Annotated in this window: 13 protein-coding genes; 10 read left to right on the forward strand and 3 right to left on the reverse strand. The window is 74.8% G+C overall.

Annotation, left to right across the window (positions count from 1 at the left end):
- Positions 1-111: 111 nt before the first annotated feature.
- The 3 genes from trpS to glgX form a co-directional block, all read right to left on the reverse strand.
- On the reverse strand, positions 112-1203 hold the full coding sequence (gene trpS / locus GCE65_RS04915; protein ID WP_370460215.1) for a tryptophan--tRNA ligase: 1092 nt from the start codon (positions 1201-1203) through the stop codon (positions 112-114).
- A gap of 54 nt (positions 1204-1257) precedes the next feature.
- Positions 1258-2907, reverse strand: a complete 1650-nt coding sequence (locus tag GCE65_RS04920) for an FAD-binding dehydrogenase (protein ID WP_153877595.1) — start codon at positions 2905-2907, stop codon at positions 1258-1260.
- Positions 2908-2991: 84 nt separating this feature from the next.
- A complete protein-coding gene (glgX, locus tag GCE65_RS04925; protein ID WP_228760120.1) occupies positions 2992-5175 on the reverse strand; it encodes a glycogen debranching protein GlgX in 2184 nt (727 codons plus the stop codon).
- Between the two features lie 85 nt (positions 5176-5260).
- Here glgX and GCE65_RS04930 point away from each other — a divergent pair, with 85 nt between their 5' ends.
- The 10 genes from GCE65_RS04930 to GCE65_RS04970 all read left to right on the forward strand — a co-directional run bounded on the left by GCE65_RS04930 (position 5261) and on the right by GCE65_RS04970 (position 15146).
- Positions 5261-6061 (forward strand): electron transfer flavoprotein subunit beta/FixA family protein, encoded by an 801-nt coding sequence (locus tag GCE65_RS04930; protein WP_153877598.1) that lies wholly within the window; start codon positions 5261-5263, stop codon positions 6059-6061.
- Positions 6058-7053 carry an electron transfer flavoprotein subunit alpha/FixB family protein gene (locus GCE65_RS04935; protein ID WP_153877599.1) on the forward strand — a complete coding sequence of 332 codons (996 nt, stop codon included), beginning with the start codon at positions 6058-6060 and terminating at the stop codon, positions 7051-7053. Before GCE65_RS04930 ends, GCE65_RS04935 begins: the two co-directional genes overlap by 4 nt.
- 9 nt (positions 7054-7062) lie before the next feature.
- Positions 7063-8253: a cysteine desulfurase family protein gene (locus GCE65_RS04940; protein WP_153877600.1), complete on the forward strand. Its 1191-nt coding sequence runs from the start codon at positions 7063-7065 to the stop codon at positions 8251-8253.
- A complete protein-coding gene (mnmA, locus tag GCE65_RS04945; RefSeq protein WP_153877601.1) occupies positions 8250-9356 on the forward strand; it encodes a tRNA 2-thiouridine(34) synthase MnmA in 1107 nt (368 codons plus the stop codon). The genes GCE65_RS04940 and mnmA overlap by 4 nt, the downstream gene beginning before the upstream one ends.
- A 92-nt stretch (positions 9357-9448) precedes the next feature.
- Positions 9449-10393 (forward strand): hypothetical protein, encoded by a 945-nt coding sequence (locus GCE65_RS04950; RefSeq protein WP_153877602.1) that lies wholly within the window; start codon positions 9449-9451, stop codon positions 10391-10393.
- Positions 10390-12867, forward strand: coding sequence for an NAD-dependent DNA ligase LigA (ligA, locus tag GCE65_RS04955; protein WP_370460189.1), 2478 nt, complete (start codon positions 10390-10392; stop codon positions 12865-12867). Before GCE65_RS04950 ends, ligA begins: the two co-directional genes overlap by 4 nt.
- Positions 12864-13631 (forward strand): 5-oxoprolinase subunit PxpA, encoded by a 768-nt coding sequence (locus tag GCE65_RS04960; protein WP_153877603.1) that lies wholly within the window; start codon positions 12864-12866, stop codon positions 13629-13631. Before ligA ends, GCE65_RS04960 begins: the two co-directional genes overlap by 4 nt.
- Complete coding sequence (locus tag GCE65_RS16515) at positions 13628-13792, forward strand: hypothetical protein (protein ID WP_228760121.1); 165 nt, start codon at positions 13628-13630, stop codon at positions 13790-13792. Before GCE65_RS04960 ends, GCE65_RS16515 begins: the two co-directional genes overlap by 4 nt.
- Complete coding sequence (locus GCE65_RS04965) at positions 13789-14271, forward strand: allophanate hydrolase subunit 1 (protein ID WP_255475299.1); 483 nt, start codon at positions 13789-13791, stop codon at positions 14269-14271. The genes GCE65_RS16515 and GCE65_RS04965 overlap by 4 nt, the downstream gene beginning before the upstream one ends.
- Positions 14268-15146: a biotin-dependent carboxyltransferase family protein gene (locus tag GCE65_RS04970; protein ID WP_153877605.1), complete on the forward strand. Its 879-nt coding sequence runs from the start codon at positions 14268-14270 to the stop codon at positions 15144-15146. The genes GCE65_RS04965 and GCE65_RS04970 overlap by 4 nt, the downstream gene beginning before the upstream one ends.
- The last annotated feature ends 15 nt before the right edge of the window (positions 15147-15161 follow it).

Genomic DNA, 15161 nt, shown 5'->3' on the forward strand with positions numbered 1-15161 from the left:
CCTGAAGGCAGACCAACGCCCATGATCCCAGAGCCCGGGGCAGGAAGCGACGAGACGTCGTCGACATCACCGGCCGCGACCTGACCACCACCGGCCCGGACGGGCAGAGACTCAGGCGCCGTAGACCATCCCCATCGCGGCACGCACCTCGTCGAGGGTGGCGTCGGCGATCTCGTTCGCGCGCTTGTTGCCCGCCGCGAGTACGGAGGCGATGTAGCCGGGATCGGCCTCGAGCTCGAGCCGCCGGGCGCGCAGGGGGGCGAGGTGCTCGTTCACGGCCTCGGTCACGACGGCCTTGAGGCCGCCGCCGCCGCCGTCGCCGATCTCGGCCGCGATCCGGGCCGGGTCGTCCCCGCTGCAGGCGGCGGCGATCTGAAGCAGGTTCGCCACGGTCGGGCGGCCGATCGGATCGTAGGTGATGTGCCGGTCGGAGTCGGTCACGGCCCGCTTGAACTGCTTGGCGGTCTGGTCGGCGGTCATGCCGAGCTCGATCGTGTTCCCGCGCGACTTCGACATCTTCTCGCCGTCGAGGCCGAGCACGTTCGCCGTCCGGCTCAGCAGCGCCTCGGGCAGGGGGAAGGTGCGCGCGTACTTCTCGTTGAAGCGTCGCGCCACGACCCGCGTGGCCTCGAGGTGCGGCAACTGGTCCTTGCCCACGGGCACGAGGTTCGCCTTGCAGAAGAGGATGTCGGCCGCCTGGTGCACCGGATAGGTGAACAGCAGCCCGCTCATCGGCCGACCACCGGTGGCCTCGTGCTCGGCCTTGACCGTCGGATTCCGCTTGAGCTCGGAGTCGGTGACCATCGACAGGAACGGCAGCACGAGCTGGTTGAGCGCCGGCACGGAGGAGTGCGTGAAGATCGTCGTGCGCTCCGGGTCGATGCCGGCGGCCAGGTAGTCGGTCACGAGACCGCGCACCCGCTCGGCGAGCGGCCCGGCGTCGTCGCGATCCATGATCACCTGATAGTCCGCCACGACGAGCACGGTCTCGACCCCGGCGTCCTGCAGCCGCACCCGGTTCGCGAGCGTGCCGAGGTAGTGGCCGAGGTGCAGCCTGCCGGTGGGCCGGTCGCCGGTGAGCACCCGGAAGGTGCTCGGGTCCGCCGCGATCTCGCGCTCGATCTCCTCCGAGCGGGCGACCGAGCGCTGGAGGCTCTTCTCGATGTCGTCGCTCAGGACATCCTCGGGCTGGGCGTCGGGCACGACATTCACGGGGTTTGCAGGACTCTCAGAACTCACCGACCCAGGGTATCGGCCTCACACGGCCTCGGCCGCCACCCGGCCGCTGAACAGGCAGCCGCCGAGGAACGTGCCCTCGAGGGCGCGATGGCCGTGGATCCCGCCGCCGCCGAAGCCGGCGGCCTCGCCGACCGCGAAGAGCCCATCGAGGACGGCGCCGGCCGGGTCGAGCACGCGGGCGCGCCCGTCCGTGTGGATGCCGCCGAGCGTCTTGCGGGTGAGCACGTGCAGCCGCACCGCCAGCAGCGGCCCGTCACGCGGGGTCGTGAGGGGACGCGGGGGAGCGACCCGCATCCGCCGGTCCACCCAGAACCGGCGGGCGGCGGCGGTCGCGACCACCTGCGGATCCTTCCCGAGGCCCGAGGCGACCTGCGCATCGCGCAACGAGACGAGGCCGGCCAGGCGGGCGCCGTCGATACGCTCATCGCCCACCAGGGCGTTCATCCCGGCCGCGAGTTCGGCCGGGGAGTCGGCCCACACGAACTCCGGGGAGTGGCGGGCGAACTCGGCCACCGGCCCGACCGCGCCCGGGGTGACCCGCTTGAGCAGGAGCGGGACGTCCTTGCCGGTGAGGTCGGGGTTCATGTCCGAGCCCGAGAGGGCGAACTCGGTCTCCATGATCGTGCGGTTGAGCACGAACCACGAGTGCTCGTCGCCCCGGCCGGTGATGTGCTCGAGCGCGCCGAGGGCGTCGAAGCCGGGGAACAGCGGCGCGGGCAGCCGGTTCCCGTCGGCGTCGAGCCACAGCGAACTGGGCCCGGGCAGGATCCGGATCCCGTGCCGGTTCCACACCGGCGCGGGCATCGGCAGGCCCTCGGGGTAGTGCCACATGCGGTCGGTGTGCACGAGCGCGGCACCGGCGCCCGCAGCGACCGTCTGCATCGAGCCGTCGGTGGAATCGGGCACGCCCGAGAGCAGGGTGGTCGGCAGCGTGCCGCTCGGCCACAGCTCGCGCACGAGGTCGTGGTTCGCGCCGATCCCGCCGGCCGCGATGACGACGGCCCCCGCGCTCAGCTCGACCTCGCCGGTCACCTCCGCCGAGCTCTGCTCGCCCCGCCCGGCCGGGCTCGGGGTGAGGACCTGGGCGCGCACGCCCGTGACGGCCGTGCCCGTGCGGACGAGCTCGACCACCCGGTGCCGGAACCTGAACTCGAGCAGGCCGTCGGCGCGCGCGGAGTTCGCGGCGGAGACGAACGGGGCGAGGATCGCCGGCCCGGTGCCCCAGGTGACGTGGAAGCGCGGCACGGTGTTGCCGTGGCCGCCGGCGGGGTAGCCGCCGCGTTCGGCCCACTGCACGAGCGGGAACCAGCGCACCCCGAGCCCGTGCAGCCATGCGCGCATCGGACCGGCCGCGAACTCGACGTACCGCTGAGCCCATTCGTAGCCGAACCGGTCGGGCCCCCGGCCGCGGTCGGCGCCGTCCGCGAAGCGCGCCGAGCCGAGCCAGTCGGAGAAGGCGAGCTCGGGGGAGTCGTGCACGCCGAGGCGGCGCTGCTCGGGGGAGTCCACCATGAGCAGGCCGCCGAAGGACCACCACGCCTGCCCGCCGAGGGCGGCCGTGGGTTCCGCATCGAGCACGATCACCCTGCGGCCCCGGGCGGCGGCGCGGGTGGCCGTGACCAGCCCCGAGAGTCCCGCGCCGATGACGATGACGTCTGCGTCCACCATGGAATCGAGGCTACCGCCGAGCCGGCGGGTGCGCAGGGGGCCGAGCCGATCGGGCCGATCGGGCCGACGCGAGCGACCGAGCGCTCAGGAGCTCAGGTACACCCGCAGCGACATCGGCGCGAGCGTCACCTGCGACCCGGCGCCGGCGACCGCGCCGCGGGACGGGTGGTCCGGCGCGGCCCATTCGGAGTCCCACACGAGTTCGTAGCGGCCGTCCTCGGCGGTGGGCAGCGCGATCCCGGCCGCCTCGATCTCGCCGTTGAAGATCGCGAGCAGGTTGCGGCCCTCGCCCTCGGGCTGCACGCGCGCCATCTGCAGCACGCGCTGGCTCGGGTCGTACCAGGTCTCCGGCTCCATCGCCTGGCCGGTGCGGTCGTACCAGGACAGGGTCGGCCGCCCGGAGCGGGTGTGCGAGCGGTAGTGCGCCGGGCGCAGCACCTCGTGGGAGCGGCGCAGGTCGAGCAGGTACGTGACCGTGGCCGTGAAGTCCGGGATCTCGCCCGTGTGGGCGGCGTCCCAGTCGACCCAGGTGAGGTCGCCGTCGATGCAGTAGCCGTTGTTGTTGCCCTGCTGGGTGCGGGCGATCTCGTCGCCGGCGGCGATCATCGGCACCCCCGCCGAGAGCACGAGCGTGCCGAACAGGTTGCGCATGCTGCGCCGGCGGGCCGCGAGCACGCCGGGATCGGTGCTCGCGCCCTCGACGCCGTGGTTCCACGACCGGTTGTTGTCGGTGCCGTCGCGGTTGTCCTCGCCGTTGGCCTCGTTGTGCTTGTGGTCGTAGGCGACGAGGTCGGCGAGGGTGAACCCGTCGTGGGCGGTGACGAAGTTGATCGACGCCGTCGGCCCCCGCCCGCCCGGGACCCCGTTGTGGCCGAAGAGGTCGGCCGAGCCCGCGAGCCGGGTGGCCAGGTCGCGCAGGTCGTGCCCGCTGTGGCCGCCGGTCAGGGCGGCCTGGTCCGCGAGCCAGAACGTGCGCACGCTGTCGCGATAGCGATCGTTCCACTCGGACATCGGGGCGAGGAAGTTGCCGGTCTGCCAGCCGTGCTGGCCCACGTCCCACGGCTCGGCGATGAGCTTGAGGTGGCGGAGCACGGGATCGGTCACGAGTCCCACGAGCAGCGGGTGCAGCGAGTCGAACCGGGTGCCGAACCGGCCGAGGGTCACCGCCAGGTCGAACCGGTACCCGTCCACCCCGACGACCTCGGCCCAGTACCGCAGCGACTCGAGGGTCAGCTCGACCACCCGCGGATTCGCGAAGTCGAGGGTGTTCCCGGTGCCCGTCATGTCGAGGTAGTTGGTCGCATCGCCCTCGGCGTGGAGGTAGTAGCCCCCCTCGTCCAGGCCGCGCCAGCTGATCATCGGCCCGTCGATGCCGCCCTCGCACGTGTGGTTGTACACGACGTCGAGGAGCACCTCGATGCCGGCCTCGTGCAGGAGTTCGACCATCTCGGTCACCTCGGCGAGTACCGCCTGCGGGCCGGCGGCCTGGGCCGCGGCGGTCGCGTAGCCGGGCTCGGGCGCGAAGAACCCGAGGGTGTTGTAGCCCCAGTAGTTCGTGGCGCCCCGCTCCGCCAGCGCCACCTCGTCGAGCCTCGCCTGGATGGGCAGCAGCTCGACGGCCGTGATCCCGAGCCGCTGCAGGTGGGCGATCGTGGCGGGATGCGCGAGCCCCGCGTAGGTTCCGCGCAGGTCCGCGGGAACACCCGGGAGCTTGCGGGTGAGGCCGCGCACGTGCGCCTCGTAGATCACCGTCTGCGCCCAGGGCACGTACGGGCGGGGACCGCGGGCGGGCTCGGGAGCGGGCATGACGATCCCGTGGGGCACGAACGGGGCGGAGTCGCCCGGGATCGGGCGCCCGTCCTCGTCCCAGCCGTAGACCCGCGGGTCGAGCGTGAGCGAGCCGGTGATCCCGCGGGCGTACGGGTCGACCAGCAGCTTCTCCGGGTTGAAGCCCCGGCCGCCGGCGCGGTCGGTGGCGCCGTGGGCGCGGAAGCCGTATCGGCGGCCGGGCTCGATGCCCGGCACGTGCGCCGTCCAGACCCCGTGGTGGGAGCGCAGGAGCCGCACCCGGTGCTCGCGCCAGGGCCGCTCGGCGGCGGTGTGATCGGAATCATCCCGGTCGAGGAAGCACACGTACACGCCCTCGGCCTGCGGGGCGTACACCGCCACGTCGACCCCGCCGTCGCGGCAGTGGACGCCGAATCGGTGCGGGAATCGTGCCGTGGCCGCGGCCACCTGGTCGGAGGCCACCTCGGATCGCGAACTCACACACGCACCTTTCCCGCAGCCTGACCATGATGACGAACCGTCACCACGATATCGGCCATCGAGGTGAGCATGGCACGCTAGCAGCATGAGGATAGTGGTCTGCGTCAAGCATGTGCCCGATCTGGCCTCGGCGCGGGGGTTCGACGACGATCGGCGCACCCGGCGCACGGCCGCCGACTCCACCCTGAACGAGGTGGACGAGAACGCGATCGAGGCGGCCCTGCAGGTCCCCGGCGAGAACGAGGTGATCGCCCTGACCACCGGCCCCGCGATCGCCGTCGACGCCGTGCGCCGGGCCCTGCAGATGGGGGTCGATTCCGCCGTGCACGTGCAGGACGACGCGCTCGCCGGCCTGGACGCCCCCGCCACCGCCCGGGTGCTCGCCGCCGCGATCGCCCACCTCGCCCGCCCGGGAGCGCCGATCGACCTCGTGCTCGCCGGCATGACGGCCCTCGACGGTCTCGGATCGGTCGTGCCCACCCTCGTGGGCGCCGAGCTCGGCTGGGGCGTGCTCGCCGGCGCCCAGGACCTCACGGTGACCGACGGGCCGGACGGGCGCCTCGCCACGATCTCCCGCGACCTCGACGGCGCCGCCGAGCGCGTGCGCGCCGCCCTGCCCGCCGTCGTCTCCGTCTCGGACGCGATCAACTCCCCGCGCCTGCCCAAGACCAAGGACATCCTCGCCGCCCGCAGCGCCCCGGTCGCCGCGGTCGCGCTCGCCGATCTCGGGCTCGCCGACGGCGCAGCCTCCTCCCGCACGCGGGTCACCCGGGCCGAGCCCGCGCCCGAGCGCCCCGAACCGGTGATCGTCCACGACACCGGCGGCGGCGGGCGCGCCCTGGCCGACTACCTCATCCGCAACGACCTGCTCGGAGACGCCCGATGACCGCCCCGGCCGTGCTCGTCCACGTCGCCCACGCCGGCGACCACCTCGCCGACTCGACCCTCGAGGCGCTCACGCTCGCCCGCGGCCTGGGCGAGCCGATCGCCGTGGCGACGAGCCCGCCGTCCCCGCGCGCGCTCGACCAGCTCGCGACCGCGGGCATCGACCGGGTGATCGTCGCCGGCCTCGACCCCGATCGGGCCCTCCTCGCGCCCGCCGTCGGCCAGGTGCTCGCGCGCGCGGTCGAACACGTCGGCGGTGGGGCCGGGGCGAGCGTGCTCATTCCGGCCTCGTTCTTCGGCAAGGAGGTCGCCGCCCACACCGCCCACCTGCTCGGGGCGGGGCTGCTCATCGACGTCGCCGACGTGCGCCGCACCCCCACCGGGCTCGCCGGCGGCAAGCGCGCCTTCGCCGGCAGCTGGGTCTGCGACTGCGAGACGACGACGCCGCTCGCCGTGGTCACGATCCGCCCCAATGCGGTGGCCGCCCGTGCGGCCGAGCGCCCGGGCACGCCCGTGCTCGAGTCGCTCGCCGTCGAGGTCGACCTGCCCGCGGGACTCGAGGTGATCGAGCGCACCGTCCATTCCGGCTCCGGCCGCCCGGACCTGGCCGAGGCGACCCACGTCGTCGCCGGCGGCCGGGGCACCTACGGCGACTTCGCGCCCGTGGAGGAGCTCGCCGACGCCCTCGGCGGCGCCGTGGGCACGACCCGCGACTGCGTCGAGGAGGGCTGGATCTCCCACGACCTGCAGATCGGCCAGACCGGGGTGACCATCGCCCCGCGGGTCTACATCGGCGCCGGGATCTCCGGCGCCCCACACCACCACGGCGGCATGCAGGCCTCCTCGGTCGTCATCGCGGTGAACATCGACGAGGAGGCCCCGCTCGTGCAGATCTGCGACTTCGCGGTCATCGGGGACGCGGGCAGCGTGCTGAGCGAGGCGGCTGAGGTGATCCGGGCACACCGCTACGCCGAGCCACCGACGGGTATTTAGACTGGGGTGATGGGTGCCTATCTCGATCATGCGGCCACCGCCCCGGTGCTCCCCGAGGCGGCGGACGCCTTTGCCCGCGTCGCCCGCGAACTCGGCAACCCGTCGGCCGTCCACGGCTACGGGCGCACGACCCGCCGGATCGTGGAGGAGTCGCGGGAGGAGATCGCCGCGCTGCTCGGCGCCGAAGCCGCCGAGGTCATCCTCACCTCCGGCGGCACAGAGGCCGACAACCTCGCGGTCATCGGGGCCTGGCAGGCGTGCGCCGCGGGCACAGCCGACACGGCCGTGCCGCCGGGGCTGATCGTCAGCGCGATCGAGCACCCCGCCGTGCTCGAGAGCGCCGAATGGCTCGCGAGCGACCGCGGCGCCCGGCTGCACATCGCCCCCGTCACGACCGCGGGCACCGTCGACCTCGACGCGCTCGCAGGCCTGCTCGCGCGGCCCGAGTCCGAGCGGGGTCGCATCGCCGTGTGTTCGATCATGTGGGCGAACAACGAAACCGGCGCGATCCAGCCGCTTCCCGCGGTGGTCGAGCTCGCCGGCGCGCACGGCATTGCAGTGCACAGCGACGCCGTGCAGGCCGCGGGCCGGGTGCCGATCGACTTCGCCGCCTCCGGGCTCGCGGCGCTGAGCATCTCCGGCCACAAATTCGGCGCCCCGGTCGGGGTCGGCGCGCTGCTGGCCCGGCGTGACTTCGACATGCGCTCCCACCAGCACGGCGGCGGGCAGGAGCGCGGGGTCCGCTCGGGAACCGTCAACGCCGCGGGCGCCCGCGCCCTCGCGGTCGCGCTCGCCGCGGCCGTCCACGACCTATCCACCGAGGCCGACCGGCTCGCCGGGCTGCGGGACCGGCTCGAGGCCGGGATCCGCGCGATCGCCCCCGACGTGCGGGTCTGGGCGGGGGAGGCCGAACGCCTGCCCGGGCACCTGCTCGTCAGTGTCCCCGGCACCCGCTCCGAACCCGTGATCTTCGCGCTCGACATGGCCGGCGTCGCCGCCTCGGCCGGCTCGGCCTGCCATGCGGGGGTCGTGGGAGCCTCCCCGGTCGTGCTCGCCGCCGGCGGCACGGAGGAGGAGGCCCGCTCCGCCCTGCGTTTCACCCTCGGCCGCACGAGCACGGCCGCCGATATCGATGCCGCGCTCGCGGTGCTGCCGGACGCGCTCGGGCGAGCGCGCGCCGTCCTGGAGGGAATCCGATGAAAGTCCTGGCCGCACTCTCCGGCGGGGTCGACTCCGCCGTCGCCGCCGCCCGCGCCGTCGACGCCGGCCACGAGGTGGTCGGGGTGCACATGGCCCTGAGCCGCAGCCGCGCCCAGCACCGCACCGGCTCGCGTGGCTGCTGCTCGATCGAGGACGCCTCGGACGCCCGCCGCGCCGCCGACGTGCTCGGCATCCCGTACTACGTGTGGGACCTCTCGGAGGAGTTCGAGGAGACCGTCGTCGCCGACTTCGTCTCCGAGTACGAGGCGGGCCGCACCCCGAACCCCTGCGTGCGTTGCAACGAGCACATCAAGTTCGCCGCCCTGCTCGACCGCGGCCTCGCCCTCGGCTTCGACGCCGTGGCCACCGGCCACTACGCCCGGATCGTGCCGGGACCGGACGGCCCGCAGCTGCACCGCAGCAACGATTCCGCGAAGGACCAGAGCTACGTGCTCGCGGTCATGGGGCCCGAGCGGCTCGCGCGGTCCCTGTTCCCGCTCGGCAACGTCACCTCGAAGGAGGAGGTGCGCGCCGAGGCGGCCGCCCGCGGGCTGAGTGTCTCGGCCAAGCCCGACTCCTACGACATCTGCTTCGTGGCCGACGGCGACACGCGTGGCTTCCTGCGCGACCGGCTCGGTAGCCGCGCCGGGGAGATCGTCGACACCGGCGGCGTCGTGCTCGGTGAGCACGACGGCTTCTTCGGGTACACGGTCGGCCAGCGCAAGGGGCTCGGCATCGGGCGCCCCGCCGACGACGGCGCCCCGCGATACGTCGTGGCCACCGAGCCGGCGAGCAACCGGGTGATCGTCGGCCCCGCCGCCCTGCTGAGCGTCGACGAACTGCGCGCGAACGACGTCGTCTGGCTCGCCGGCGACATCGACCCGGGCGACGGGCTCGACGGCCTCACCGTGCAGGTGCGTGCGCACGGCACCCCCGTCGGGGCACGCGTGCGCCGGGTCGAGGGCGAGCTCGTCGCCCGGCTCGAGGAGCCGATCCGCGGGATCGCCAACGGCCAGTCGCTCGTGGTCTACGCCGACACGCGGGTGCTCGGACAGGGCTCGATCAGCGCGAGCGCGCGGCTCGGGGATCGGCTCGCGCGCTGAGCCCTGGGCAGGCCCCGGCGGCTTTGCTATCCTCACCGGAGAACGTGGGAACAGCAGGGAACGGTAGGGGTACTGGTTCGGAGGGAGGCGTGATGAGGCGTACCGATCGACGGATCGCGTGCCTGAGCGCCCTGCTCGCCGGCGTCCTCGCCGTGGCGGGCTGCGCCGGCGAGGTGACCGTGCCCGTCGACGCCGCGAGCAGCGCGCCACCCGCGAGTGCCGGCCCGAGCGACCCGGCCGGCGAGCCGGGTGCGGGAGGAACCGGCGGGGCTCCACCGACGCCATCGACCCCGACCGGCCCGACGGGTTCGACGGGTCCGACGGGTTCGACGGGTCCGGACGCCTCGGCCACGCCGAATCCGCCGCGAATCGATCCGCCCGCGCCCGTCGAGACCGCGCCCGTCGAGACCGGTCCAGTCGAGACCGGTCCAGGCGAGACCGCGCCGCCGCCGGCCGATCCGGACGGGGACGATTCCGGTCCGCGCCCGCCGGGACCCTCGACCCCATCGACCCCATCGACCCCATCGGAACGGCCGACCGCCGACCCCACCCGGCCCGCGCCGCAGGAGCCCGAGCCGACGTCACCGGCGCCGGAACCGGCTCCGGCCCCGCCCATCGAGGGCTGGGCGGCGCTCATCTCGCAGTCGCGCACGGGCGAGGCACCCGCGGCGTTCCGCGCCCGGGAGCGCTACGTCTCGTGCGGCGACCTCGTGCGCGCCCACGGCCAGGAACTCCTGCCCCCCGATGTCGTCGCCTGTCTCGACGCCGGCGCCGACGGCGAGGGCGCCGAGGCCGCGGTCGCCGTCCCGAGCGACACCGGCGCCGCCCTCGTGTGGTTCGTCCGGGTCGGTCCGGCGGGGTCCGAGGTCTTCGTGGACGCGACGCGCGATTCGCGGCGGGGCGAGTGGACCCACACCACGTGCGATCCGGACGTCTCGATCGTCGCCCTCGCGTGTGCCGAGCCGGGACCGATTCCCGGTCCGAGTGCCGACGAGACACGACCGGCGCCCGGCGAAGGGGAGACAATGGCGGCGTGAGTGAATCCGCCGCAGCACCAGAGCCCACCGACCCTCCGGGCGCCGACGGCACCGACGAGGTCGACGGCACCGACGGGGCCGCCCTGCGCGCCCGCTGGGACGACCTGGCCGGCCGCGTGCGATCCGCCCGCGAATCGTATTACGGCAGCGATGCCCAGCTCCTGTCCGACGCCGCCTTCGACGAACTCCTGCGCGACCTGCAGGCGCTCGAGGCCCGCCACCCGTTCCTGCGCCGGCCGGACTCGCCGACCCGGCAGGTCGGCGGCACCGTCTCGGAGCTGTTCACGCCGGTCACCCATGCCGAGCCGATGCTCAGCCTCGACAACGTGTTCTCGATCGAGGAGCTTCGCGACTGGGAGGTGCGCACCCAGAACGCCGCCGGCCGGGCGGTGCGCTGGCTGTGCGAACTGAAGATCGACGGGCTCGCGATCGCGCTGCGGTACGAGCGCGGCGTGCTCGTGAGCGCGGCCACCCGCGGCGACGGGCGCATCGGTGAGGACGTGACCGTCAACGCCGTCCGCGTCGCCGGCATCCCGCGCCGCCTCTCGGGCACGGGACATCCGGACCTCGTGGAGGTGCGCGGGGAGGTCTTCATCCCCACCGCCGAGTTCGCGCGGCTGAACGAGCTGCAGGCCCGGCTCCAGGGTCGGGCGATCTCGGCGGCGCGGGACAAGTGGCGGGAGCGGCCGGCCGCCACCCGGGGCGACTTCGACGAGGAGCGCCAGGCCGCCGCGGCCGCCCGCCGATTCCCGGCGTTCGCGAACCCCCGGAACGCGGCCAGCGGCGGGCTCCGGCAGATCCTGAGCAAGAAGGAGGGTCTCGAGCTCGAGGCCGGCGAGGCCCGGATCCACTCCCTGTCGCTGTACGTGCACGGGATCGGCGCCTGGGACCACCCCCCGGTCGCCGCCCAGAGCGAGGTGTACGAGCTGCTCGCCGGGTGGGGCCTGCCCACGAGCCCGTACGCCCGGGTCGTCGACTCGGTCACGGACGCGCTCGAGTTCGTCGACTACTACGGCGAGAACCGGCACTCGGTCGAGCACGAGATCGACGGGGTCGTGGTCAAGGTCGACGAGCTCGCCCTGCACGCCGAGCTCGGCGCCACGAGCCGCGCCCCCCGCTGGGCGATCGCGTTCAAGTACCCGCCCGAGGAGGTGCACACGAGGCTGCTCGACATCGCCGTGGCCGTCGGGCGCACCGGCCGCGCCACCCCGTACGCGGTCATGGAGCCCGTGCACGTGGCCGGATCGGTCGTGCGGCAGGCGACCCTGCACAACCAGGACGTCGTGCGCGCCAAGGGCGTGCTCATCGGCGACACCGTGGTGCTGCGCAAGGCCGGGGACGTCATCCCCGAGGTCGTCGGCCCCGTGCTCGAGCTCCGCGACGGCACTGAACGCGAGTTCGTCATGCCCGCCGAGTGCCCCGCCTGCGGCACGCCGCTGCGGCCGATGCGGGAGGGAGACATCGACCTGCGCTGCCCGAACGCCCGCTCGTGCCCGGCGCAGGTGCGCGGCCGGGTCGAGCATGCCGGCTCCCGCGGGGCCCTCGACATCGAGGCCCTCGGCGAGGTGACGGCGGCGGCGCTCACCCAGCCGGAGTCGCCGGCCACGCCCCCGCTCGAGACCGAGGCGGGACTCTTCGCCCTGACGATCGAGGAGCTCGTGCCGATCTCCGTCGTCGTGCGCGACGCCGAGACCGGGGAGCCGAGGACCGACGAGTCCACCGGACGGCCGCGGGTGCGGCGACCGTTCCAGAAGGTGACCAAGGTGTACCCGCCCGGGACGGAGGGCATGAGCCCTGCGGAGCGGCGAGCGGCCAAGATCCGCAAGGACCACGACCTGGTCGAGCCCTCGGCGCAGGCCGAGACCCTGATCGCCGAGCTCGAGGCCGCCACGACCAAGGACCTCTGGCGCCAGCTCGTGGCGCTGAACATCCGCCACGTCGGTCCGGTCGCCGCCCGCGCGCTGGCCGACCACTTCGGCTCGCTCGACGCGATCGAGGCCGCGGGCGAGGAGGATCTGGCCCAGGTCGAGGGGGTCGGACCGATCATCGCGGGCGCGGTGATCGAGTGGCTCGCGGTCGACTGGCACCGCGACATCCTCACCGCCTGGCGCGCCGCCGGCGTCTCGTTCGCCACTCCCGGCCACCCGGGACCGGGAGCGGGCCACGCCGCCGCCGGGATCCTCACCGGGCTCACGGTCGTGGTCACCGGGGCGATGGAGCGCTTCAGTCGCGACGACGCGAAGGAGGCGATCGTCTCCCGCGGCGGGAAGGCCGCCGGTTCCGTCTCGAAGAAGACCGACTATGTGGTCGTCGGTCCCGGCGCCGGCTCCAAGGAGGCCAGGGCGCGCGAGCTCGGCCGCCCGATCCTCGACGAGGCCGGGTTCGAGGCGCTTCTCGCCGGGGGCCCGGCCGCGGTCGAGCACCTGCTCGCCGGCCGCGGCGAGGCCGCCGAGGGGCGCGGGGGGACGACGTGAGTCCCGCCCTGCCGGCCCTCGACCTCAACGCCGACCTCGGCGAGGGCACCGGCCGCGACGAGGCCCTCATGGAGGTCCTCACGAGCGCGAACGTCGCGTGCGGCGGCCACACCGGCGACGAGTCCACGATGCGGGCGGCCTGCGCGCTCGCGGGGGAGCACGGGGTGCACGTGGGCGCCCACCCCTCCTATCCGGACCGGGAGAACTTCGGACGCGCCGCCACCCGGATCTCCGGCCCCGAGCTCCGGCGCCGGCTGGCCGCACAGGTGGCCGCCCTCGTCGAGTGCGCCGCGCTCGAGGGCGTGCCGGTGCGCTACCTCAAGCCGCACGGGGCGCTCTACCACCGGGTGGCCGTGGATCCCGGGCACGCCGCGGCGATCGTGGGCGTCGCCGCGGAGTTCGCCCTGCCGCTGCTCCTCGCCCCGCCCGCGCTCGCACCCGGCGCCGCGCTCGCCCGCGCCGCGACCGAGCGCGGCGTGCACCTCGTGGCCGAGGGCTTCGCCGACCGCGGCTACCTCGCCACCGGCGGCCTCGTGCCGCGCGGCGAGCCCGGCGACCTCCTCCACGACCCCGTCCGGATCACCGAGCGCATCCTCGACCTCGTGCGCACTGGGGACGTGACCGCGGTCGACGGCACCCGCCTGCCGCTGCCCGTGCGCAGCATCTGCGTGCACTCCGACACCCCGGAGGCCGTCGCCATCGCCCGGCGCCTGGCCGAGGCCCTCACCGCGGCCGGGCTGCCGCCGCGGCCGTTCACGCGATGAGCCCGGCACGGATCCTGCCGTGCGGACCCACGGCCCTCCTGGTCGAGGTGGACCGGGGCGGCGGGCAGCGTGCCACCCCGGCCGACCTCGCCGTCGCGCTGCACGAGCGCGACGGCGCCGGCCTGCTCACGTCGTGCCCGCGGCGAGGACCGTGCTGGTGACGTTCGCACCCGGGGCGGGCGGCGTCGTCCGCAGGCTCATCGGCGAGACGCTCGCCGGCCTCGACGGCGATGGGGCGGGGGCGGCGCGGGCCGCGGGCGCCCTCGTGACGATCCCGGTGCGCTACGACGGCCCCGACCTGGCCGAGGTGGCGCGGCGGTCCGGGCTGACCGCGGCCGAGGTCGTCTCCCGCCACTGCGCGCCCACCTACGTCGCCGAGTTCATCGGCTTCGCGCCCGGATTCGCCTACCTCGGCGGCCTCGATCCGGCGCTGCGGCTGCCGCGGCTGGAGAGCCCGCGGACCCGGGTGCCCGCGGGGGCCGTCGGGATCGCGGGCGACTACACGGCCGTCTACCCGCGGCCGTCGCCGGGCGGATGGCTGCTGCTGGGAACCACGACGATGACGCTGTTCGACCTCGCGGAGGATCCGCCGACGCCGCTGCGGGCCGGCGCCCGCGTGCGATTCGAGGCGATCGGATGAGCCTGCGGATCGCACGCCTCGGGGGACGGGCGCTGTGCGAGGACCTGGGTAGGCCGGGGCACGCGCACCTGGGGATCACCGGATCGGGCGCCGCGGACCGGGCGAGCCTGCGGCGGGCGAACGCGCTCGTGGGCAACCGCCCCGGCGCCGCCGGGATCGAGATCGTCGGCACGCTCGAGGTGTGGGCGGAGGCCGGCGTCATGATCGCGCTCGCGGGGGCGCAGACGCGGGCGGCGACAGTGCTCGCGGCGGGGGAGCGGATGAGCGTCCCGTTCCCGCAGCGGGGGCTGCGCACGTACCTGGCGGTGCGGGGCGGGCTGGCGACGGCGCGAACCCTCGGCTCCGCCGCGACCGACACCCTCTCCGGCCTCGGGCCCGCGCCGCTGCGGGCCGGGGACGTCCTCGCCGTCGGCCGCGACCTCGGCGACCTGCGCACGGTCGGCGACGGTGCCGGTGACGGTGCCGGTGCGACTGACGGTGCGGGCGACGACACTGCGGGCGGCACCCCGCTGCCCGGCCCGCTGCTCATGCTCTCCGTGCACCCGGGCCCGCGGGCCGACTGGGCCGAGGACCTCGGGGTGCTCTTCGCGGGCGAGTACCGCGTGGGCGAGGAGAGCGACCGGGTGGGCACGCGCCTGGCCGGGGCGCCACTCGCCCGGGCGCGCGCGGGGGACGCGGGGGAACTGCCGTCGGAGGGGCTCGTGCGCGGATCGGTGCAGCTGCCGCCCAGCGGGCTGCCCGTGATCTTCGGTGCGGACCATCCCGTCACGGGCGGCTACCCGGTGATCGCCGTGCTCACCGGCGCCGCCGCCGACGCCCTCGCCCAGGCCCGCCCCGGCCAGGCCGTGCGCTTCCGCCGCACCGGCGCCTGGTGACCGCCCCGTCATCGG

The organism is Pseudactinotalea sp. HY158 (assembly GCF_009660225.1).
Lineage (GTDB): Bacteria > Actinomycetota > Actinomycetes > Actinomycetales > Beutenbergiaceae > HY158.